Raw genomic sequence first — 22,260 nt, forward strand, 5'->3', positions numbered from 1 at the left:
TGAACTGGACAAGCTACTTCATTGTCCAGTTCAGATATATTGCAAAATCTCCCATTACTATTATGAATTTTAACTTATTTAACATTTATTGAGTTCTTACATCGATATAGCCGTTATTCGGTGCAAGACTATATGTATATGACTCACCGCTAGCTGTTTCATAGGTAGCTTTCACCCTTATTCTTAGAAACTGGTTCGCCTCTAGAGGTGCTTTGGTATGAATTCTGGAAGTTTTGGCATCAATTACGTCTTGCCTAGCGGTTTGGTCCTTAATATCAATTTCTGTACTAATGGCTACGACTTCTTCAGGTAATCCAATAACGGCCATCAGCCCTGAGTCATCCCAAGTTAACTGCACAATTACATCACGCATTAAGCTCAAATTGGAGTCACCAATAGGGAACGTCAAAGGGTATTGTTCAATACGATCTTGAATGCCAGCGCTCACATTAGGCAAGGTCATTTTCTGGGCATTTAATGGCGCTACAACTCCACGCGACTCATTACTGGGTGGCAAATTGTGACCTGTAAAGTGAAGCTCGGCCAAATCTTTTCCAACCCAAGAACGATTCGTTCCAGGCACAGGATACAGCTGTACTTCTCGACTAGCGCCTTTTTTATCGACATCTGAAAGTGCAATATTCCAAGCGATAGTTTCACCTTTTATGTCGGTCACATTAGGGAAATCAATCTTAAAATACACATAATCGCCGGAATCAGACCATAGTGCATTGGCAATGCCTGGAAAGGAAATATCCGCAAACGTCTGGCCGACTAGTGCCCGAAATTGATAGTATTTATTTTCCCATTTAATAAACACTTCAACACAATCATTTTCCCATATCGCCGTTTTATTTATATCACTGGTAATGTCATCAACCCGATGTAAGCGACCAATTAGTGAGTTATTTATATAGGCCACCTGCCATGAGCCATCAATGTCTTTTTTACTAGGGTTCCATGGTTTTTTAGGATTAAGCTGGTTAAAACCGAGCGGATAAACAGGCACATTTTGCCAAAATTCCGGAGCAGACAACTGGTCAATTTCCACTTGTTCTGTTTTTTCACTTGCAATAAAAACCGGAAACGAGCGAAGATTCTTAGCCCGTTTTGCGGGTAATTGAAAAAATACGCCATCATTAATAATATCAATAAAACCTTTTTTCAAATCTTTTAACATGCTCTTTTCATTGAGTTGATCATCAAATAGAAGAGCAGAACCCTGACCATTAAACCAATGAGGAACCCAACTATGAGCGTCACTTAAACCCCAAACAGTTACACCGTTTAAGTAGGGGTTAGAGGCTAGTAGACCGAGTATTTGTGCGTATTGATTCTGCTGATCCTGCAGTAAATCAGCATCTATCTCATCTACTTTCAAACGGATATCAAGCTCGGTCAGTTGAACCTCTAAACCTAATTCGCCAAACCGATTAATATTGTCATTTAAACAGTGTAAGTCTACGGGTGAACTAACATCAAAGTGACCTTGCAAGCCAATACCATGAATCGGTACATCTCGGCTTAAAAGATCTTTCATAAGATGATAGCTACCATCAGCCTTCTCACCACAATCTGAAATACCGTAATCGTTATAGTACAAAATAGCGCCCGGATCTGCTGCGTTCGCGGCCTTAAAAGCTTCATCAATGTAGTGATCACCCAATAGAAAGTACCAAGAGGATTTCCGCAATTCACCTCTATCATCTAGTGCTTCATTGACCACATCCCAGCGATCTATTTTCCCTGCATATCGGGTAACCACTGTATTTATATGTTCATTCATAACCTCACGTGCTTCTGATTCAAGCCACATACCGTTTGTTAGCCACCCTGGATTTTGCATATGCCATACCAAGGTATGTCCACGGATCTGCAGGTCATGTTCTTGTGCAAAGTTAACAATTTCATCCATACCAGTAAAGTCATACTGATTTCGCTTAGGGTGTATAGATTCCCATTTAGCCGAGTTTTCGGGTGTTATCGTATTGAAATTTTTAATCAGTTGGCTAGCGTAAAGTGGGTTATCTAAATAACGGGATTCTACAGCAACACCAAAATTTATTGAGGAGTTATTAATTACTTCAAGCCATTGGTTATCCGAGGCAAATAGTGTTGTACTGCATAAGAATAAGGTAGTCAAAATTATTGTTGTTTTCATGGTAGCTCTTAAATTAAAGGACCAATGCCAATATAAAGCGCAATTGCCTTAGTAATTATTACGAATACCGTCAACTTCATTATGAACTTTGCGCTTTTCTACTATCCCTGTAGTATATTTACCCAATCTATGGCGAAATTCACTTGGAATTTTATCAATGGTTATAAACGTGCAAGAAATACTCGTACTATTTAACATAAAGCACCCTTACGACCGCAAAATTATCGATGGTATATTAGACGGTCTAAAACATTCAAATAGTAAACTGCAAGTAACCTTTATGACCTATGATGAAGCACTGCTTGTCGCTCACGATTATAAATGGGATGCGATTATTGCCGATTTTGATTGGCCTCAAAATGCAGATTTATGTGCTTCATTGAATATTCCTGTCGTTGGATTAATGAGCCATTCACTCTACCAACCTGAAACAACAAAACTTGCGACTGTATTTGTTGCGCCCGATACAAAAGCCATCGTAAATAAAGCAAAGGAGCACTTAGTCGCCTGTGGTATTAAGAATTTCGGTTACTTTTCTGGAATGGCAAACGAAATTGGCTATTGGGCAGAGCACAGGAAAAACCTTTTCGAAGAAAGTGTTAAAAGTTCAAATTCCAATTGGATTGGCGACTTTACGACCTTCAATATCCGAGAGCACCTATTAAAAGGTGTTGTCGCCCATACAGGTTATTTGTGCGCCAGCGACACTCAAGCTAGGCAGCTTATTACCTTGGCAAACAATTTAAACATTGATGTACCCGGGCACATAGCTGTTATTGGTATTGATAACGATGAAACAGAAAATCAACTTTCATTGGTACCGATCAGTAGTGTGCCATTTGATCCATTTGTACTCGGTCGTGAAGCATTTTTGGCATTATTCGAGCTAAATAGTGAAAGCCAGACAACAACTCGACTTGTTGCTCCTGGTGATGTTATTAACAGATTATCAGCTTACTTAGATGTCAGTGATGATCCTTTAGTTTCTAAAGCACTCAAGTTTATTTACTGTCATTTTCATCGCTCAATAAAGGCTGAGCAAGTTATTTTAGAGTGTAGAACATCTAGAAATACACTAGAAAGCCGATTCAAAGAACAACTTAATAAAACCATTCACCAAGTGCTACATGATGTACGACTAGAAAATGCCAAAGAACTACTAAGATCGACAAGTCTGTCGATAGATGCAATAGCAATTCAATGTGGACTTTCTAGCGCACAATATTTGTATTATATTTTCCGTAGAGAAGTAGGCATGACTCCAGTCAAGTATCGAGAGATTAAGAGTCATTCGAACCAGTAACTGAACATGGTCAACCTATAACTCTAATCTATCGACCTAACGTATCGTACATTTTTCGGATATCCCATTTGAGCTGCAACAGGGAATCCATGATCAAACGATACGGTCCACGAAAAAAACTGAAAACGATCACTTGTCCAATACATTTCTGAGTTGAAGGTAGGAAAGAGTTCGATATCGGTCGAAGGTAACATACAACCTTTTTTAGTAAGTGACGACAGTTCAACCAATGTTGGCAATCGCCAGTTATTTTCATCGGCTAGTTTATAATTTTTTGCTTTGCTTTGAGCAATGTGCATGGGTAGTTTTTCCGAAGCTCCACTGCAACTCCCTTGCTCATACCGCTCACCATAATTACATTTCATCCACTGTAGTTTTAGGTTTTCATCTACGATAGTGCCATTTTTTTTATCTACAAAGGTATTAAAGTGGCTATCAACAGTATTTGTATCACACACCTGAGCAATGCTTTCGCTCGATACTAGGAAAACAAGCACTATCATTTTTATTATTTTCATATAAATCGCCTTCTATTGTTTATCCCAAGTACGTTGAATAAGCGCTATCGCTTCACGAGCGTTGATACGTTGAGTTGCTAAACCAAAACTTATGTCATTTATAATACCGCCCACGTTTGTTCCTAACGCTTGATCTAGGAATATTTGATGCCATTGCGAACGTGCTATGTTTTTTGCTATCTGAGCTTTAAAGTCATTTTTAACTCCGTCATCACTACCTATTACGACAGGAATTGTAATGTCTAACTTAGCTTCCCTCCTTTGGACTTCTTCCGTCAACAAGAAATCTATCCATGCCAATGCTCCAGGTGTTGCGCCATCTGTAGAGAATACCCAACCATTAACACCGCCTAACGTATCCGTTACGCTCCCTAGTCCGCCCCGTATAGAAGGAAATGGCATAAATCCCAAATCACGGTCACTGACGCCTGCAAAACTTTCAGAGAGTGAGCGCTGAGTCCCGATATCCCAGTCACCCATTAAATGCATGGCCGCATTATGGTTACCGAAATAGGCTGATGCATCTGTATAAGTATAGTTTTCAAAATTTTCTTGAAAAGGTTGAAGATCCGCTAGCTCAAGAAGTAACTCACTCGCGCGGATATAATATTTGTTATTCCAAGACAATTGGCCATCTAATACTTGATTAAAAGTTTCCTGACCACCGGTTCGCATGGCTAGATAACTCCAATAAAAGTGAATTGGCCATTTATCGCCTCCGCCAAGCGCTATCGGCACAATGCCAGCTTGTTTTAGTGCTGAGATCCCTTGTAAAAAACCTTCCCATTCAGACATTTCCTCTGCGTTAATGCCTGCTTCTAAAAAAAGCGTTTTGTTATACCAAAATCCCACTTGAGTTAATGAAGACGGATATCCGAATTGTTGGCCATCAACTTGAAACGCAGACATTCCCCCTTTAGAAATTCGATCAGAAATAGCTGGAATTTTATTGGTGACATCTGCTAATAAACCTTCCCGTGCAAAACTAGCCAAATCACCGCCACCCCAGCTATAGAGTATATTAGGATGGTAGTCAGACTGTAACATTTGATGCTGGAAGGCTTTTAAATTTTTATCTAATACGGATTCAACTTGAATATCAATATCTCTATGACTTGCTTCGAATTTAATCTCCAATTCAATTAACATTGACATATAGCTCGCTTCCGTACTGACATGCATAAATCGAACAACTTCACGCTCAGCAAAGCTACCGACTGATACAGAGATGGCAAACAAACAAAGAAGAAATATTTTTAATCGACTAACGTTAATCATAATCAACCTACATTATTTTTATTTTAATTCAGGGTGATTGTCTAATAAAACCAACCTTAGATCTGTTGCAATTTCGCTAATATGCATTATGATTTATTGTAAATTCAGTAAAAAAAAGGGATGAAAAATCATCCCTTTTTTAATAAATATTTATAAATTTAGTTAAAGCATTAACCTTTAGATTTTAGTACGTCTTGAAGTTTAACGAAGTCAGCATGAAAGCCTCTTAACCCTTCAGCCAGTTTCTCTGTCGCCATCGCATCTTCATTCATCATCCAGCGGAAAGATTTTTCATCTAATTCGATTTTATCTAAATCACACGCAGATGAATCTGTTGAATCTAATGCTTGTTTTAATTCTGCATTGGATTCACTAAGCTCTGCCAATAAATTTGGACTGATGGTTAATCGATCACAACCGGCTAGCGCGATAATTTCACCAGTGTTTCGAAAGCTTGCGCCCATTACAACAGTTTTATAACCGTGTTTTTTGTAATAGTCGAAAATGGTTTTTACCGATAAAACACCTGGATCCGTATCGGCCGTATAGTTTTCACCCGTTTTAGCTTTAAACCAATCTAGAATTCGACCAACAAAAGGTGATATCAAGTAAGCTTCAGCCTGCGCACAAGCGATTGCCTGAGCAAAACTGAATAACAAGGTCAAGTTACATTGAATACCTTCTTTCTCAAGTACTTTTGCCGCTTGAATACCTTCCCAAGTCGAGGCTATTTTAATTAATACGCGATCTGTTGATATACCCGCGTCTTTATACATAGCGATAAGCTTACGTGCTTTCGCTAGGGTAGCATCGGTATCAAATGACAAACACGCATCCACTTCGGTTGAAACTCTGCCAGGTACTAATTTAAGCAATTCAATGCCAAAGTTAACTGCAAGTTTATCCATGGCCTCTTCAACCCAGTTGTCGGCAGAACGTGCTTTACCCCAGGCAATCGCGTCATCAACTAAATGTTGATAAGCAGGCATTTCGGCCGCTTTAAACAATAAACTCGGATTCGTTGTTGCATCTTCAGGTTTAAAGTTTTGGATTGACGCTATGTCGCCTGTATCGGCGACAACGGTTGTATATTTCTTTAATTGTTCTAATTGAGAAGTCACTTTGTATCTCCGTAGTTAAACTATCCGCGTATTTTTGCAAGGGATTGACGAGCTGCGTTGGCGACAGCAGACTGGGTCAAGCCAAATTTCTCAAAACAAATGTTGCCAGGAGCTGATGCGCCATAGGTGCTCATGCCGATAAATTCGCCAGCATCACCGATAATGCGCCCCCAGCCCTGCTCTATTCCGGCTTCAACCACCACTCTAGCTTTACATGACGATGGGATAACACTTTGTTTATAGTGTTCTGATTGTACAGTAAACAGCTCCATACAAGGCATACTGATGACTTGGGCTTTTACACCCTCAGTGGCAAGTTCACTTGCAGCCTCGATCGCCAAGGTGACTTCAGAGCCAGATGCAATTAACAAGACATCTGGGTTCTCCTGCGGTACAACCACATAGGCTCCTTTATCTGTATTTTTGTGCGCGCCTTGTTCATCTCGATTGATAAGCCCTTGGCGCGATAACAGAATAGCCGCGGGTGCGGTTGGGTTTTCTAGTACAAATTTCCAAACTTGCGCTGTTTCATTTGCGTCAGCCGGACGAAAGACGTTCAATCCAATGATGGCACGTAACGATGCTAATGTTTCTACAGGTTGATGAGTAGGCCCATCTTCACCAACACCGATAGAGTCATGTGTTAAGACAAAAATAGAGGGGTACTTTGACAAAGCTGCAACACGCAACGCAGGACGAAGGTAGTCGGCAAAGACCATAAAAGTACCACCGTACGCTCGTAACCCACCATGAACATTCAAGCCGTTGAGTATTGCGCCCATAGCATGTTCACGAACACCATAGCGAACATAGCGACCGGCGTAATTGTCTTTCTGAAAATCAACCGCGCCATCAAACCACGTATTGTTAGAAGGAGTTAAATCGGCCGAACCGCCTAAAATATTATCAAGCTTAGGCATAATTGCATTTAAAACCTCGCCCGAGGCTGATCGGGTGGCTATTGCTTTACCCTTCTCAAAAGTTGGCAAATAATCATCAATTGAAATCGGTAGCGTTCCGCGTTGTTGCTGTTCAAATTTTTGAGCTAATTCAGGATACTGACTTTTATAACGAGCGAATAACTCTTGCCATTTGCTCTCGTGCTTTGAACCCACGGCAGAAACTTCTCGATAAAGTGCTAGAACATCGTCAGCCACAAAGAACGGTTCCATTGACGGATAGCCCAGTGCCTTTTTCGTCAATTCAATCTCAGAATCACCCAAAGGAGAGCCATGAACGGCATGCGAACCTGCTTTATTTGGGCTACCAAAGCCAATTTTTGTTTTCATTCGAATCAGTGTTGGCTTGGTTGTTTCTGCTTTAGCTGCGAGAAAGGCATGGTCAATTGCGGCAAAATCGTTGCCATCGCCTTCTACATTGATGACCTGCCAACCATAGGCCTCATAGCGCAGGGTGACATCTTCAGTAAATGACAATGAGGTATCGCCATCAATAGTGATTTGATTGTCATCGTAAATACAAATCAGTTTGCCTAACCCGAGATGTCCAGCCAATGAACTGGCTTCGGAAGAAATACCTTCTTGTAAACAACCATCACCGACAATAACCCAAGTGGTGTGATCAACTATGTTGTGGTCATCAGTATTAAACTTTTTAGCTAAATGCGCTTCTGCCATTGCCAAGCCAACAGCAGTTGAAATGCCTTGCCCTAAAGGCCCTGTGGTCAGTTCAACGCCTTGAGTATGGCCATATTCTGGATGACCTGGTGTTAAACTACCCCATTGACGAAAGTGCTTTAAATCATTGATTTCTAGGCCGTAACCAGTCAAATACAAAAGTGAGTACAACAACATGCTGCCATGACCTGCAGATAAGACGAAACGATCCCTGTCTGCCCAATTAGGGTTGTTGGGATTGAGCTTTAAATGCTTTGTCCAAAGCCAATAAGCCGTTGGAGCCATGCCCATTGGCATACCGGGATGCCCACTGTTCGCAGCTTGTACGCCGTCCATTGATAAAACTCGTAAAGCATTCGCGCAATGCTCATCCAGAGTTGGGGTTATATTGGTTTTTGTCACAATGTACTACTCCTAACTAAAAAATGAATTAACAACTTATCCGCTTATTCTGTATTTATTTTTAAAATTGAATGATGGCTACCCACTTTTTTGACGGTACTGCGCAACCTTTCTATTAAAACTGGCCAAATTCTATGTTTAATGATGATTTTCTATTTGACATAAGATCTATATTGCCACAATATTAATTCGAGTCGCAAACTAAATAAATAAAACCACTTAAAAACGACAAAAAGGAGCCTCGCCATGTACTTGGGGCTAGATCTCGGTACTTCTGGTTTAAAAGCCATTATTTTGGACGATCAAGGACTCGTTATTGCGCAGGCAAATACAGCCTTAACCGTTCAAACACCTCACCCACTTTGGTCTGAACAAGAAGCCGAAGATTGGTGGCTAGCGTGTAAGCAATCCATTTTGAGCTTGGCAGAACAAGGTCATGATTTATCAAAAATAAAATCAATTGGTGTTGCCGGACAAATGCACGGAGCTACGTTACTCGACGGTCAAAACAATGTGCTCAGGCCCGCTATTCTTTGGAATGATGGCCGTAGTGCTGCGCAATGTGTCACATTAAAACAGCGCGAGCCTAATTTAGAAGCACTTTCAGGTAATTTGGCTATGCCTGGTTTTACAGCCCCTAAATTACTTTGGGTTGCTGAAAATGAACCGGATATTTTTGCAAAAACGGCGAAAGTATTATTACCGAAAGATTACTTGAACTTCCGTCTTTCCGGCACTTTCAGCAGTGAGATGTCTGATGCCGCAGGTACCTTATGGTTAAACCCTGAGACTCGAGATTGGTCAGATGAATTACTAACAGCGACTGGCCTGACACGTGACAACATGCCAACACTTTTCGAAGGTCATCAAGTCATTGGCAATTTAACGGCCAGCGTAGCGGCAGAGCTAGGTTTACCCGTTGTTCCTGTGGTTGCCGGAGCCGGCGACAATGCCGCTGGCGCTATTGGAGTTGGGGTAACAGACCCCGGCCAGGCTTTTATTTCACTGGGCACTTCGGGTGTTTATTTCGTCGTCAGCGACAAACATCACGCCAGCCCAGAAAATACAGTTCATGCTTTTTGTCACTGTTTACCTAATCGCTGGCACCAAATGTCTGTCATGCTCAGCGCTGCGCAGTCATTGTCTTGGTTCGCAGATTTAGTAAAAACAGAGGTGGGTGATTTGTTAGCAGAGTTAGATGCTAGCGGTTTAGAAGAAACCCCAATCTTGTTTTTGCCTTATTTATCAGGCGAACGTACACCGCATAATAACCCTAACGCCGTCGGTTCTTTTTTTGGCTTAACCCAAGGAACATCACGAGCGGAAATGACACTGGCCGTACTACAAGGAGTGTCATTCTCTTTTGCTGATGGTCAAGATGCACTTGATGCCGCAGGTACGCCTATTAATGACATTACCCTCATTGGTGGTGGTGCTCGTTCTGCGCGTTGGCGACAAATGCTCGCCGATGTATTGAATCGACCATTGACCTTTCGTGAGGGCGGTGAAGTTGGCCCTGCATTAGGCGCAGCCAGGCTCGCACTTTTACAAAGTAAGCAATCTGAACACGGTATTACCGATAATAGCGATGCATTTAATACGTTAGTCGCAGAGATTTGTCCCGCCCCTTCAATCGTAGCAGAACACAGACCAGACTTGGTCAAGCACCAAAAATATCAACAAAAACTAAATGAATATCGAGCTCTGTATCAACAAACTCGCTCTATTCAACGTATCCAGTAATTTAGGAGAACACCATGAGTGATAATTATTTTAACGATATCCAACCCATTAAATTTGAAGGAACTGATTCTAAAAATCCTTTAGCGTTTCGCCATTATGATAAAGATAAAATAGTGATGGGCAAACGGCTAGAAGAGCATCTTCGCTTCGCAGTTTGTCATTGGCATAACTTTTGTTGGGACGGTAAAGATATCTTTGGCTTAGGCCAAGGTACGTTTGACCGCCCATGGCACCGTACCGGTACCGATCAGCTAACACTTGCTCGCGAAAAAATGGACGCAGCCTTTGCATTCATGACACGTTTAGGTAACCCTTTTTGGTGCTGGCACGACTACGACATAGCTCCGGAAGGCAGCAGCATTAAAGAATCACGTGAAAACTTTGCTGCAATGGTTGACTACGCTGAAGAGAAAATGGGTCAAACTGGCGTTAAGCTACTCTGGGGCACGGCGAATGCATTCTCTAACCCTCGTTATATGGTCGGCGCTTCTACAAGTCCAGATCCAGAAATATTTGCGTATGCCGCCTCTCAAGTACAAAACGCTATGGAAGCAACTCATCGTTTAGGGGGGGCAAACTATGTTTTATGGGGTGGGCGCGAAGGCTACCAGAACTTACTCAATACTGATTTAGTACGCGAAAGTGCACAGATGGGTCGGTTCTTACAACTGGTTGTAGAACACAAACATAAAATTGGTTTCAAAGGTTCAATTTTAATCGAGCCTAAACCGCAAGAGCCAACAAAGCATCAATACGATTATGATACAGCGACTGTATTTGGCTTCTTACAAAAGTACGGCCTTGAAAAAGAAATCAAGGTAAACATTGAAGTAAACCATGCGACACTTGCTGGTCATAGTTTTGAACATGAAGTTGCGACGGCCACTTCATTAGGAATATTGGGCAGCGTTGATGCTAATCGTGGTGACCCACAAAATGGTTGGGATACAGACCAGTATCCAAACAATGTTTCCGATTTAGTACCGGCGGTTTATGAAATCATTCGGGCGGGCGGCTTCACAACAGGTGGATTTAACTTCGATACTAAGATTCGTCGTGAATCAACAGACCCATCTGATTTATTCCACGCTCACATTGGTGGAATGGATACCATTGCGTTAGCCTTTATGAAAGCAGCAGAACTTTATGAGTCAGGTGAGCTTCAAGGAATTGTTGATCATCGTTACCGTAATTGGAATACCGATTTCGGTAAGAAAATTTTAGCCGGAAATCTATCACTTGCTGACATCAGCAAGCATGCGGTTGACAATAACATCGACCCTAAACCAGAGTCAGGAAGACAAGAGTTTTTAGAAAACTTAATCAACCGCTATGTTCATGGTTAATCTTCTTTAACGTGACAGCGTTTATTCTCGCTGTAAAAAAGCCAAGCTTCGACAAAGAAGCTTGGCCTTACTAAACTGACTACTTACCTTAATTAATGTATATCTAACTAAGAACAACAACTTACTTTTTTAAGTAATCCAACATAGTGTTTACATCACTACGCTCAAACGGATCATCTGGGCAGTTGTCCATTTTGCCTTCTTCAGCGAATACTTGCTTAATTTCGCCATCAACAACATGCATGGAATAACGCCAAGAACGATCACCGAAACCTAGGTTTGCTTTCTTAACCAACATACCCATTTCGCGAGTAAAATCACCGTTACCATCAGGTAGCAACTTAACTTTTGATGCACCTAAGTTTTTGCCCCACTGATACATGGTAAAAGCATCGTTAACACTTAAGCAATAAACATCATCAACACCTAAAGCCTGTAGCTCTTCAAATTTTTCTTCAAAGCCCGGTAAATGGGTACTAGAACAAGTAGGTGTAAAAGCGCCTGGCAAAGAGAACAAAACAACATTTTTACCTTTAAAAACGTCATCCGTAGTTACATCTTGCCATTTAAATGGGTTGTCACCGCCAATGCTTTCATCACGCACGCGGGTTTTAAAGGTTACATTTGGGACTGTCTTAATCATATCGGCTCCTTCATGAATTAAAATTAAGCTAACCACTTAATATATGCGACCCTTAGAGTAGAATCACAACCCCTGCATTGCAACTATTAACCCCTATTTACTAGGAACAGACAAACTCTTTACAGTCAGCATTTTAAAGCTGGTTAATAATGAAACACTTGTATTTCCTGCCAGTGAACCAATTATACTGTTATAACTCTCACTAGGCGGATAGCGCTATGTCAGTAATAAAAGAATCATTTAAGCTCGGCATGCCATGGCAAACTCTAGATCCATTTTTGTTTTGTGTTTATCACAATGATGCCTTCCCCAAAGGGAACGCTCAGTTTGGCCCACAAGCATCTCTTGCTAATCGAAATATAGGTCAAGACTTTGCCATGATTGATGGCTGGAATATGTATCATGGCGATACGGTACCAGGCTTTCCTGCGCACCCTCACCGTGGCTTTGAGACGATTACCGTTGTGAACCAAGGCATTGTTGACCACGCTGACTCACTTGGTGCGGCAGGCCGTTATGGCACCGGTGATACCCAATGGATGACTGCAGGTAAAGGTGTGCAACACTCTGAAATGTTCCCGTTAATACATGCAGATAAAGAAAACCCACTTAATCTGTTTCAAATTTGGATTAACTTACCCGCTAAAAGTAAGTTTGTAGAACCTCATTTTGCCATGCTTTGGCAAGATCAAACGCCTGTCACCCACATTAAAGATGACAAAGGTATTAGCGCCTACCTAAAAATTATTGCAGGTAAATACGAACAGCACATACCCGCCCCTGCACCGCCCGACTCTTGGGCGGCAGATGAAGCAAACGATGTCGCGGTTTGGCAAATCAAAATACCGAAAAATGGAACCTTTATACTGCCAAAAACCGCCCAAACCTCTAACCGAGTGCTCTACTTTTACGAAGGGTCTGAGGCTACTTTAAACAATGAAACCATTCAATCTGGCCATGGTCACCTTTTACACGCCGACCAAGATGTCAGCATTGCCGCCGTTACCAGTGATTGCGAGTTTTTAGTCTTACAGGGTAAGCCCATCAATGAACCCGTTGCTCAATATGGTCCGTTTGTGATGAACAGCGAAGCCGAGATCCAGCAAGCGTTTGCAGACTACCGTAAAGACCAGTTTGGTGGCTGGCCATGGCCAACTCACGATACCGTTCATTCCGATGCCAAAGGCCGCTTTGCCAAACATGTTGATGGCCAAGTTGAAGAAAAGCCACTTGTTTAGCGGTTATTCGTAAACTAAGGATTGACCTTAGACTCAGCTCTAAGGTTTATACTTGGCTAATCAGCAACATTAGAGGACTTGTAATGAAAATTGGCGAATTAGCGGCAAGTAGCGGTTTAAGTACCCATACACTTAGGTTTTACGAAAAATCGGGCTTACTTAAAGCCTCTGGCCGTAGCCAATCAAACTACCGCGTTTACAGTAAAGGCAACTTACAATCGGCCAAATTTATTAAACGCGCTCGTGATATCGGCTTTAGCCTTGATGAAGTGGGTACATTTTTATCTATACGGTCTGATCTTTCTGCGCATGTTTGCGCCGAGGCAAAACAGGTTGCCGAAAATAAAATCGTCGAAGTGACAGAAAAAATAGAAGAGCTTAAGCAAGCACTGGTTGCGCTTCATCGGCTTAGTGATGCCTGTTGCGGCGGTGATGAAAGTGCCGAGTACTGTACGATTATCAACGCCTTAGAACAACCGGAGTAGCTATAACCCAGCAGGAAAACACTTAATAACGAAAAAGCTTCAGATTATTAATACTTTGTCGATATAAACAACATCTTAGGCCTGATTCTACTATGCTCCAAAAGAAATAGACTGAATCCTATACCGACAAATACCTTAAAATTGAGGCTATCTCATGAATATAGAATCTACACTCTCCATAAAAAACCGCCTAATTATATCAATGTTTGTTGCGGTCCTTCTATCAACGACCATTGTTGCCTTAGTAGGTCAGGCAAAAACCCGAGAATTGCTAGCATCACGCTTAGAGACTTCAGAACTTCCTAATTTAATACAACGCATTAGAAACGCTGTTGATAGTGAAATAAGAGAGATGTTTGTCTTAACTCAATCAATAGCAACGAACCCCTTTGTAATAGATTGGACTGTAGCCGGAGCAAACAAGCAGGATGAAACCAAGGTAGTAAAATACTTAAAAGATTTGAAAGCAGCACATGATCTGAGCAATGCATCCTTTGCTGATCGCCAAACGAACAACTACTGGAATCAAGATGGATTCTTACGGCAATTGAATGACGACGAACTTGATGGTTGGTTTTTCGCACTCAAAGAATCTGGTCTAGCTGAGTCCGCTAGCATTTATAGCAACCCTAATGGAGATGTAGATCTATTCGTTAATTATCAGCAGGTTAATGGCCGTGGTGCTGCGGGGGTCTCTAAATCTTTCAACAAAATGGCGGCTTATCTAAATGAGTTTAAAATTGAAAAAACTGGATTTGTCTATTTAGTTGATGCTAGTGGTGCTATAAAAGTTCACCCTAATCAAGATTCATCAGATAATAAAACTCTAAAGAACAGCTACGCCGACATTGATGGAGCTCAGCTACTCCGTCAACAGGACTTTTCATTTGTATCCAATGATAAACTCATCGTCGCTTCAAGTTATATCAAAAGCCTTGGGTGGTATGTTATCGCAGAAGTTCCTAGTGCTGAGCTGTATATTGGTTTGAATAATGCTAGAAACTATATGCTACTAACTTTATTAATTAGTACTATTGTATTCATGTATATTAGTTTTTTACTTTCAAGAAACCTCATAAAACCCTTAAACAAAATGGCCGAAGCTTTTGAAGAGTTGGGTGAAGGTGAAGGTGATCTAAGCCGCCGAATAGATGAAAATGAAGCGGAAGAAGTCGCGAGGTTAGCAAGAGGGTTCAATGCATTTACACAGAAAATCAGAGCTGTCGTCGCAGACGTATCTACAACCTCAACTGATGTACGAAAAGCATCCGAATTAACCTACACTGATGCTGAAAAACTTAAAGTAATAGCAGTACAGCAAAAAGATGAAAGCCATCAAGTTTCAATAGCAATGAATGAAATGGGTAGCACTATTGCAGACATTGCTAAGAATGCAAGTGTTGCTGCCGAAGCCTCTACAGAAGCAAATGATGTGGCACACAATGCACAAGCCACCGTTTCCGAATCGAGTAAGACCATTGAAAGCATGGCAACCAATATGGAAATTGTTTCAACTAACATAGACTCTCTTGCCAATAAGAGTGACGCCATTAGCAGCGTACTGGACGTCATACGAGGCATCTCGGATCAAACCAACTTACTAGCACTAAACGCAGCTATTGAAGCTGCTCGCGCAGGAGAACAAGGTCGCGGGTTTGCTGTTGTTGCCGATGAAGTTCGTAACTTGGCAAAACGGACAGGCGAATCAACTGATGAAATTCATGTCATGATAACCGAACTTCAAAATGGTGCAAAAGATGCTGTTTCATCAGTGCACCAAGGACGAGAACACGCTCAAATGAGTGTCCAAGCGTCTTCGAAAACGAACAAAGCCTTAGAGGAAATAGTGAGAAATGTTCGCAATATATCTGATCTAAATACTCAGATAGCAACAGCCACTGAAGAACAGGCTGCAGTAGTGAATGAAATAAACTCACATATTATTAATATTAGCGACAGCACTGATTCTAGTGCCGAAGCTTCTAACAGTATAGAAGCATCAAGTAACTCACTAAAAACCATGTCTATAACTCTCGAAGAGCTAGTTAGTCGCTTTAAGTTCTAATGACTGACATATTCATTAAAATCGCAAGGGTGTCATTCAACAACGAAGCAAAATGGCGCCTATATTTTTGAGTGGAAAAAAAACGTTGCCTAGTTCAGACCATACTCATTTTTTATGCCTGATCTATTCAATCTCTATTAGCCACCGCGTGCTAATATAATCGAGTATTTTTTGCACCATCAAAATGATCCAATATTGACGAAGAATCGTATTGATAGAATGGACTTTATAATCCAAATGTCTCTATTAATGCGTCCTTGGAGCCAACTAGTGCCATCATGTTACTTGATATTTGGCGCTAACAGTGCAATTGCAAAAGCCTATATTGCACATATTAGCGCGAATACAAAGAACCCTCGTATTATTTGTGTCAGTCGAACGAACGTCGATTTACCCAATATTGAATTTCTATCTAGTGACTATTCGAAAGCAAGCTTAAATAAGGTGACCGAATACTTACACGTGCAAAATTTGATACCCACACAGGTGATAATATTTAATGGCTTACTGCACAATGAACAGATGATGCCCGAGAAAAAACTTGAAGCGCTTGACGAAGCTTCCTTTAATGAACTGTTTACTGCCAACACACTTGCTCCAATACTTTGCGTTCAAGCTGTACTGCCCTTACTAACCAACACCACCGCCTGCGTGATAACGGCCTTAAGTGCTAGAGTCGGTAGTATCAAAGACAATAATTTAGGTGGGTGGTATAGTTATCGTGCCTCCAAAGCGGCACTTAACATGCTTTTTAAAACCACAGCGATTGAACTGGGTAGAAGAGCTAAGCTTTCTCGTTTGGTGCTTTTTCATCCAGGCACAACCGACACGAACCTTTCAAAGCCGTTCCAAAAAAACGTCCCTAAAGATAAGCTGTTTACGCCTGAGTTTGTCGCCAAGCAGCTTTTTAATCTGCTTTTACAACCTGAAAAACTAACACAAGTAGGAACGCCTGCATACATTGATTGGCAAGGCCAGCCTATTGACTGGTAAGGAAGACTTAATATGCACCTCACACAAGACGCCGTAACTAATTTAGACCAACGCTTCCGAGCCCATTTAATCAACTCACTGTCAGGTTTTAAAAGCGCTAACCTCATAGGTACTCAAGACACTGAAGGGAATACAAACTTAGCCATTGTTAGTTCGGTATTTCATTTAGGTGCGCACCCTCCGCTTATTGGCATGATCATACGGCCACACAGCGTCGCCCGACATACTTTTGAAAACATATTGGAGGCAGGTTGCTACACGATAAACCAGGTGAATACCGAAATTGTACCCCAAGCCCATCAAACCTCCGCTCGATATGAAAAGCACGAATCAGAGTTCAATGCGACAGGGTTAACAGCGGAATACTTAGCTGGTTTTTCAGCACCCTTCGTTGCCGAAAGCCGGTTAAAGTATTCCGTTAGGTTAAGAGAGCACCAACATCTGGCTATAAACGGGACAGAATTAGTCATTGGCGAAATATTAGATTTACATATAGAAGATAAGGCGCTTCAAGAAGATGGCTTCATTGATTTGGAAGCCATTAATACCGTCGCCATTAGCGGACTCGACAGCTACCACTCAACTCAAAAACTAACTCGCTTACCTTATGCTAAAAAAACCTAACCCATATATATCAAGCCTCTTTTGATATATATGGTGTTCTAAATGAAAAACGGAGACTTGCAGAGCCCTAGATAAGGTTTCCGCCCCCCCCCCCCTTGGGCGTAGTTTTAGAATCTCAAGATTTAGGTGAAGTTAGCAATTTGGTTGTGAATAAAACTCAAAAGCCTCGCATACGCAGTGAACGCAAAAGCATTGGATGTTGACTAAAAATTACGCCTCCAGCGGATGAAGACGAACATCCGAAAGTCAGTCATTCTATTGATGCGTTATAAAACAATGATAAAAACTAATGAGGCCTTATATCATGAAAAAAACAACCCTGGCATTTGCCAGCGTCCTAACATGTGCTGCACTCAGTATTCCCGTGCAAGCTGAGCCTAGGACCGCTTTTGTTCATCTCTTTGAATGGCAATGGAACGATATTGCAAGTGAATGTGAAAATGTATTAGGTCCTAAAGGATTTAGTGCCGTTCAAGTTTCTCCACCACAAAAATCAATCAATGGAAGCCAGTGGTGGACGCGCTATCAACCTGTAAGTTATACCATTGAAGGTCGATCGGGTAATAGACAGGAATTTTCTAGCATGGTTAATCGCTGTAAAGCAGTCGGTGTAGATATTTACGTAGATGCCGTTGTTAACCATATGGCTGCATGGGATAGAAATTTTCCTGAGGTGCCCTACTCAGCACAAGACTTTCATAACTGTACAAGTGGAATTAATTATAATAACCGCTGGCAAGTACAAAACTGCGACCTGGTCAGTCTAAATGACTTAGCCACCGAAAAAGACTACGTGCGTGGCAAAATCGCCGATTACATGAATGACATGACAAGCATGGGTGTTGCGGGCTTTCGAATAGATGCCGCCAAACATATGCCCGCCGGAGACATTGCAGCAATCAAAAGTAAACTAAACGGCAACCCTTATATATACCAAGAAGTCATTGGTGCTGGCGGGGAGCCGGTAACACCTAGTGAATATACTTACATTGGAGATGTAACCGAGTTTAACTTTACTAAAACCATCGGCCATTATTTTAAAGGCCGTGGATCACTAAAAGATGTGATGAACATAGGAACATGGAGCAACTGGTTAAACAGCGATGACGCGGTTACCTTTGTTGCCAATCACGATAACCAACGACAAGATACAGTAAATACCGTCACCCATAAAGACGGTAATAACGCAAACAACCTTGCACATGTATTCGCCCTTGCATGGCCTTACGGTTACCCAAAAGTCATGTCTGGCTACGATTGGAATGATCATGATCAAGGTCCTCCGGGCCACGGCGCAAGTTCTTGTTCTGGTGGTTGGTTATGTGAACACCGCAATAGACCTATTGCCAACATGGTGGCATTCCGAAACCACACAGCATCGCAATTCCGAGCAACACACCGATGGGATAACGGTCAAGATCAAATTGCTTTTGGTCGAGGAGGCTTAGGTTTCGTTGTTATTAATATGAACGGTGATCTAAATAAAACCTTCCAAACAGGCATGGCAGCGGGAGTATACTGTGATGTAATCTCCGGTGATTACAATGCTGACTCGCGCAGTTGCTCTGGACAAACGGTAATAGTTGATCAAAACGGTTTTGCTGACTTCAACGTTTACTACAATAATGCCTCAGCCATCCATGTTGGTGCGATCGTAAGCGGCTCCACAGGAAACGGCGACTCTACAGGTGGTGATTCAACTTCAACCACCTCAACTAATTTCACTTGTTTAAATGGCCACACAAGTTGGGGGCAAAGTGTTTATGTAGTGGGAAATCAAGCTGAACTGGGCAATTGGAATCCAGCGAATGCCGTAAAGCTTAACGCCACAAACTACCCAACTTGGAACGGTACCCTTACCTTACCAAGTAACACCAACGTCGAGTGGAAGTGTCTAATGCGCAGTGAAACGAACCCAGCAAACAATCAGGTATGGCAAAACGGGGCCAACAATAAATTCAATACAGGTACCGGTAATATGCAGACTTTTGGCAACTTTTAAAGCTAAAGTTTGCAATCGCCAATGCGCGGCAAACGCCGCGCATTTCGCACAGACCAATGATTCAATTTTTGTCCATTAAAAATAGTATTTAGGAAGTCGGCGGTCTCAATTTACCTGTAAACCAGGCCATTTCGAAAGCCAGCCCTTACCTATAATTCTGCGTTTAAACACTTCAACTGACCGGAACGGATTGTGGTCAATACTTCTATTAAACAATAGGCTCAGCTCAAAGCTACTCTTCAGTTCAATTTCATTATATCTATTTACTTTCACACCCACTGATGTTTGTTTTTCAGGCCAATAGCTCATCGCGTCAAGTGTACTTGTATAAGGTTCATCTCTATTTTTAAGGTGCATACGAGCTTGATTCTTTACGGACCAAGGTAAATTTGGCGCTAAAGAAAAGAGTTTACGTTCTAGCAATACATCTCTTTGTTCTGAGTTATCTAAGGTACAAAAATAGATGACGTCTATATCATTCAGTTGAGTTTTTACGCCAAATACACTGTCCCAAACAGCATTCCTTACGAAACCAGCAGCGATCAGCCAATCAGGAAGATCTAACGACTTCACGGCATCAAGCGCTCTCATTCTCGAAGCATCTGATTGGATGGTACTAATAATTTCTTGTTCATAGTTCATTTTAAATAGTCACAATCAATTATTTCGAAAATCTACAAAACCAGCTAGGCTATTCACAATTAAATCATGGTCTTCAATATCTGAAAGCCCAGAAACCGTTATGACACCAATCAACCCTGCACCTTTTACTTTTATCGGTATTGAGCCACCCTTTGCAACGAAGTCACGATCATCTAAACCAAAAGTATCAGCCAAATTCATAGACCCATTTATTAAGTCTTCTTTTACTGCCAAAGAGCTTTCTTCAAACCGAATAGCCACATTCGCTTTACGCCTAAGCCAATCGTGCTTATCTTCGGGCAATCCGTCAGAAATAAAAGTAAAGACATTGTGATTCAAACGATCAATAGAAATCGCAATCAATTTACCTTGTTCTTTTGCTGCTGAAATAACCTTAAGGCCCATTTCAAAGGCTAGTGCATTGCTAAAGTGGTCTAGTTCCATTGTTCGTATCATTTAAACTTCCCTATTTCATAATTTGGCGCTTTTAGCATAAAAGACCACCCACTAACTAGGCGACGAAACATCACATACGGTGCCTTCAGGTGCGCCTATTAACATACGCTTCTGTCCATAAGGCGTCATACAAGGTTCTTGAATGACTTTGTAGCCAAGCTTTTGGCTATTTGTATAGAACTCATCAACATTATCGACCACAAAGGTTAAATAAACACCCATTGTTTTACCACCAATACCTTCCGGTACTATTTCATGCCCTTCGGCGATTATACCAAGCTCAAGGCCATTACCCTCAGAAACAAGGTGTATAAACCAATCACTGTTATAATTAACATTGAAGGCAAACAAAGACGTATAAAACAGCTTAGATTTTTCGATGTCTTGAGAGCAGACGTTGATCATCATTCTGTTTATTTTCATTTAATACCCTCTATTTAGCTTAACTAGACTACCAAATTATGATTTATGACTATCATAAAATGAAGTCAGCACATCAAGACCAAAGTCCATCCAAGTATCGGCACTAAAAGCAATGTCGCGAACTTTTAAAACTTCTGCCATCGCAACGCTAGGTATTAAACCTTCTCGGACGATCAGACTTGCTGCCAGCACCATCCCAGTTCGGTCTTTACCAGATCGACAATGAATTAAAACAGGACCGGCTTCAATATTTTTTTCGATAAAAGAGATGGTTCGAGGTAAGTTGCGCAAGCATTGGTCTTTATCACCGTCTCGAATAGGCGCGTTGCTAGACATTGGAATACAGGCATAATTGAGACTTAACTGGTCTAAAAGGCTTTCATGCACCATTTCACCATCGTTGACACTTAAGATCGCGGAAAAGCCAAACTCTTTTATTTGCTCTAACGACCAAGGCTCAAGGTTTGGCCCGGAACGACCGGCCAATTGGTTTTCTCTCAACCAAAATACATGCTGCATTATTTTCGCCCTGTTTATTTAAAAGCAAGTTCAGAAAACCTCAACACCGTCTGTTTTATATCTTTAGGCCATGACGATATTTGCGTTTCAAAATCATTTTTTTTATCAGCGTATAAGGCTCGAACGGCTTCTTCAAAGCCTTCCAAGTTACCTGCGATAGCGGACATAAAGTTTAATGTTGCAGCCTGTGCTTTTTTGGCTATTTCCTCTGCACTGCCTTGTTTACGCGCTGTTTCTACTAAGCGTCTTAATGTTGCAGAAGCGCCGCCAGGTTGTTCATCTAACCATTGCCAGTGCCTAGGCAACAATGTAACTTCTCGGCCCACGACACCCAATTTAGGCCGCCCGCGCTTCTTTTCTGTCACGGCATCACTAACTTCTACGCTATCTTGTGGCTCCATTACCTGATAACGGTTCTCTATATCTTGATGACTGCCTCGAATATCAACATCAACCTGCTTACCGTTCATCGCGTTAAAAATCAGGATGCTCGCCCCAGATCCGGTCTGGATGTCTTCTTTGTACGCTAAGGCTGCACTCAGTAAACTACCTGATTTAATTAATTCAGAGCCTTTAAAGGCTAGATACTTATCGTTTGAAGCACTCATTTTATTCACCAACCCTAAAACTTACTATTATTTAAACCCTCTCAATTAAACCA

Annotated in this window: 20 protein-coding genes; 9 read left to right on the forward strand and 11 right to left on the reverse strand. The window is 41.5% G+C overall.

From position 1 onward, the window contains the following. Positions 1–85: 85 nt before the first annotated feature. Positions 86–2,161 (reverse strand): endo-1,4-beta-xylanase, encoded by a 2,076-nt coding sequence (locus ACI882_RS10260; protein ID WP_411746888.1) that lies wholly within the window; start codon positions 2,159–2,161, stop codon positions 86–88. Positions 2,162–2,318: 157 nt separating this feature from the next. Here ACI882_RS10260 and ACI882_RS10265 point away from each other — a divergent pair, with 157 nt between their 5' ends. Beyond that, the gene (locus ACI882_RS10265; protein WP_411746887.1) at positions 2,319–3,464 is read left to right on the forward strand and encodes a helix-turn-helix domain-containing protein; all 1,146 of its coding nucleotides are present in this window, start codon (positions 2,319–2,321) and stop codon (positions 3,462–3,464) included. Between the two features lie 23 nt (positions 3,465–3,487). Here ACI882_RS10265 and ACI882_RS10270 read toward each other — a convergent pair whose 3' ends face one another. The 4 genes from ACI882_RS10270 to tkt form a co-directional block, all read right to left on the reverse strand. Further along, the gene (locus tag ACI882_RS10270; protein WP_411746886.1) at positions 3,488–3,982 is read right to left on the reverse strand and encodes a DUF1566 domain-containing protein; all 495 of its coding nucleotides are present in this window, start codon (positions 3,980–3,982) and stop codon (positions 3,488–3,490) included. 12 nt (positions 3,983–3,994) lie between these two features. Continuing rightward, positions 3,995–5,260, reverse strand: coding sequence for an ABC transporter substrate-binding protein (locus ACI882_RS10275; RefSeq protein ID WP_411746885.1), 1,266 nt, complete (start codon positions 5,258–5,260; stop codon positions 3,995–3,997). 170 nt (positions 5,261–5,430) lie between these two features. Then, positions 5,431–6,381: a transaldolase gene (tal, locus tag ACI882_RS10280; RefSeq protein WP_411746884.1), complete on the reverse strand. Its 951-nt coding sequence runs from the start codon at positions 6,379–6,381 to the stop codon at positions 5,431–5,433. 20 nt (positions 6,382–6,401) lie between these two features. Next, positions 6,402–8,420, reverse strand: coding sequence for a transketolase (gene tkt / locus ACI882_RS10285; protein ID WP_411744723.1), 2,019 nt, complete (start codon positions 8,418–8,420; stop codon positions 6,402–6,404). Positions 8,421–8,666: 246 nt separating this feature from the next. On the opposite strand from tkt, the gene xylB reads away from it, so the two are divergent. Together xylB and xylA are read left to right on the forward strand one after the other, a co-directional pair. Continuing rightward, positions 8,667–10,163, forward strand: a complete 1,497-nt coding sequence (gene xylB / locus ACI882_RS10290) for a xylulokinase (RefSeq protein ID WP_411744722.1) — start codon at positions 8,667–8,669, stop codon at positions 10,161–10,163. Between the two features lie 14 nt (positions 10,164–10,177). After that, the gene (gene xylA, locus ACI882_RS10295; RefSeq protein WP_411744721.1) at positions 10,178–11,509 is read left to right on the forward strand and encodes a xylose isomerase; all 1,332 of its coding nucleotides are present in this window, start codon (positions 10,178–10,180) and stop codon (positions 11,507–11,509) included. A 121-nt stretch (positions 11,510–11,630) separates the two neighbouring features. On the opposite strand, the gene ACI882_RS10300 is transcribed toward xylA, so the two are convergent. Next, positions 11,631–12,152, reverse strand: a complete 522-nt coding sequence (locus ACI882_RS10300; protein WP_411744720.1) for a peroxiredoxin — start codon at positions 12,150–12,152, stop codon at positions 11,631–11,633. Between the two features lie 218 nt (positions 12,153–12,370). On the opposite strand from ACI882_RS10300, the gene ACI882_RS10305 reads away from it, so the two are divergent. The 6 genes from ACI882_RS10305 to ACI882_RS10330 all read left to right on the forward strand — a co-directional run bounded on the left by ACI882_RS10305 (position 12,371) and on the right by ACI882_RS10330 (position 19,559). Beyond that, entirely contained in the window at positions 12,371–13,390 is a 1,020-nt protein-coding gene (locus tag ACI882_RS10305; RefSeq protein ID WP_411744719.1) for a pirin family protein, read from the forward strand. A gap of 83 nt (positions 13,391–13,473) precedes the next feature. Beyond that, a complete protein-coding gene (gene zntR, locus ACI882_RS10310; protein ID WP_411744718.1) occupies positions 13,474–13,875 on the forward strand; it encodes a Zn(2+)-responsive transcriptional regulator in 402 nt (133 codons plus the stop codon). Between the two features lie 154 nt (positions 13,876–14,029). Next, positions 14,030–15,940 carry a methyl-accepting chemotaxis protein gene (locus ACI882_RS10315; RefSeq protein WP_411744717.1) on the forward strand — a complete coding sequence of 637 codons (1,911 nt, stop codon included), beginning with the start codon at positions 14,030–14,032 and terminating at the stop codon, positions 15,938–15,940. A 195-nt stretch (positions 15,941–16,135) separates the two neighbouring features. Beyond that, positions 16,136–16,933 carry an SDR family NAD(P)-dependent oxidoreductase gene (locus ACI882_RS10320; RefSeq protein WP_411744716.1) on the forward strand — a complete coding sequence of 266 codons (798 nt, stop codon included), beginning with the start codon at positions 16,136–16,138 and terminating at the stop codon, positions 16,931–16,933. 12 nt (positions 16,934–16,945) lie between these two features. After that, positions 16,946–17,557 carry a flavin reductase family protein gene (locus ACI882_RS10325; RefSeq protein WP_411744715.1) on the forward strand — a complete coding sequence of 204 codons (612 nt, stop codon included), beginning with the start codon at positions 16,946–16,948 and terminating at the stop codon, positions 17,555–17,557. Positions 17,558–17,861: 304 nt separating this feature from the next. Next, on the forward strand, positions 17,862–19,559 hold the full coding sequence (locus ACI882_RS10330) for a carbohydrate-binding module family 20 domain-containing protein (protein WP_411744714.1): 1,698 nt from the start codon (positions 17,862–17,864) through the stop codon (positions 19,557–19,559). A gap of 105 nt (positions 19,560–19,664) precedes the next feature. On the opposite strand, the gene ACI882_RS10335 is transcribed toward ACI882_RS10330, so the two are convergent. The 5 genes from ACI882_RS10335 to ACI882_RS10355 are packed head-to-tail and all read right to left on the reverse strand — an operon-like array spanning position 19,665 to position 22,207. Next, positions 19,665–20,201, reverse strand: coding sequence for a nucleotidyltransferase family protein (locus ACI882_RS10335; protein ID WP_411746439.1), 537 nt, complete (start codon positions 20,199–20,201; stop codon positions 19,665–19,667). 15 nt (positions 20,202–20,216) lie between these two features. Beyond that, positions 20,217–20,657 carry a heme-degrading domain-containing protein gene (locus ACI882_RS10340; RefSeq protein WP_411746440.1) on the reverse strand — a complete coding sequence of 147 codons (441 nt, stop codon included), beginning with the start codon at positions 20,655–20,657 and terminating at the stop codon, positions 20,217–20,219. 51 nt (positions 20,658–20,708) lie between these two features. Continuing rightward, complete coding sequence (locus tag ACI882_RS10345) at positions 20,709–21,080, reverse strand: VOC family protein (RefSeq protein ID WP_411746441.1); 372 nt, start codon at positions 21,078–21,080, stop codon at positions 20,709–20,711. A gap of 36 nt (positions 21,081–21,116) precedes the next feature. Continuing rightward, positions 21,117–21,599: a dual specificity protein phosphatase family protein gene (locus tag ACI882_RS10350; RefSeq protein WP_411746442.1), complete on the reverse strand. Its 483-nt coding sequence runs from the start codon at positions 21,597–21,599 to the stop codon at positions 21,117–21,119. Positions 21,600–21,613: 14 nt separating this feature from the next. Continuing rightward, complete coding sequence (locus tag ACI882_RS10355; protein WP_411746443.1) at positions 21,614–22,207, reverse strand: DUF2239 family protein; 594 nt, start codon at positions 22,205–22,207, stop codon at positions 21,614–21,616. Between the last annotated feature and the right edge of the window lie 53 nt (positions 22,208–22,260).

This window comes from Reinekea sp. (assembly GCF_046710285.1).
Classification (GTDB): domain Bacteria; phylum Pseudomonadota; class Gammaproteobacteria; order Pseudomonadales; family Natronospirillaceae; genus Reinekea.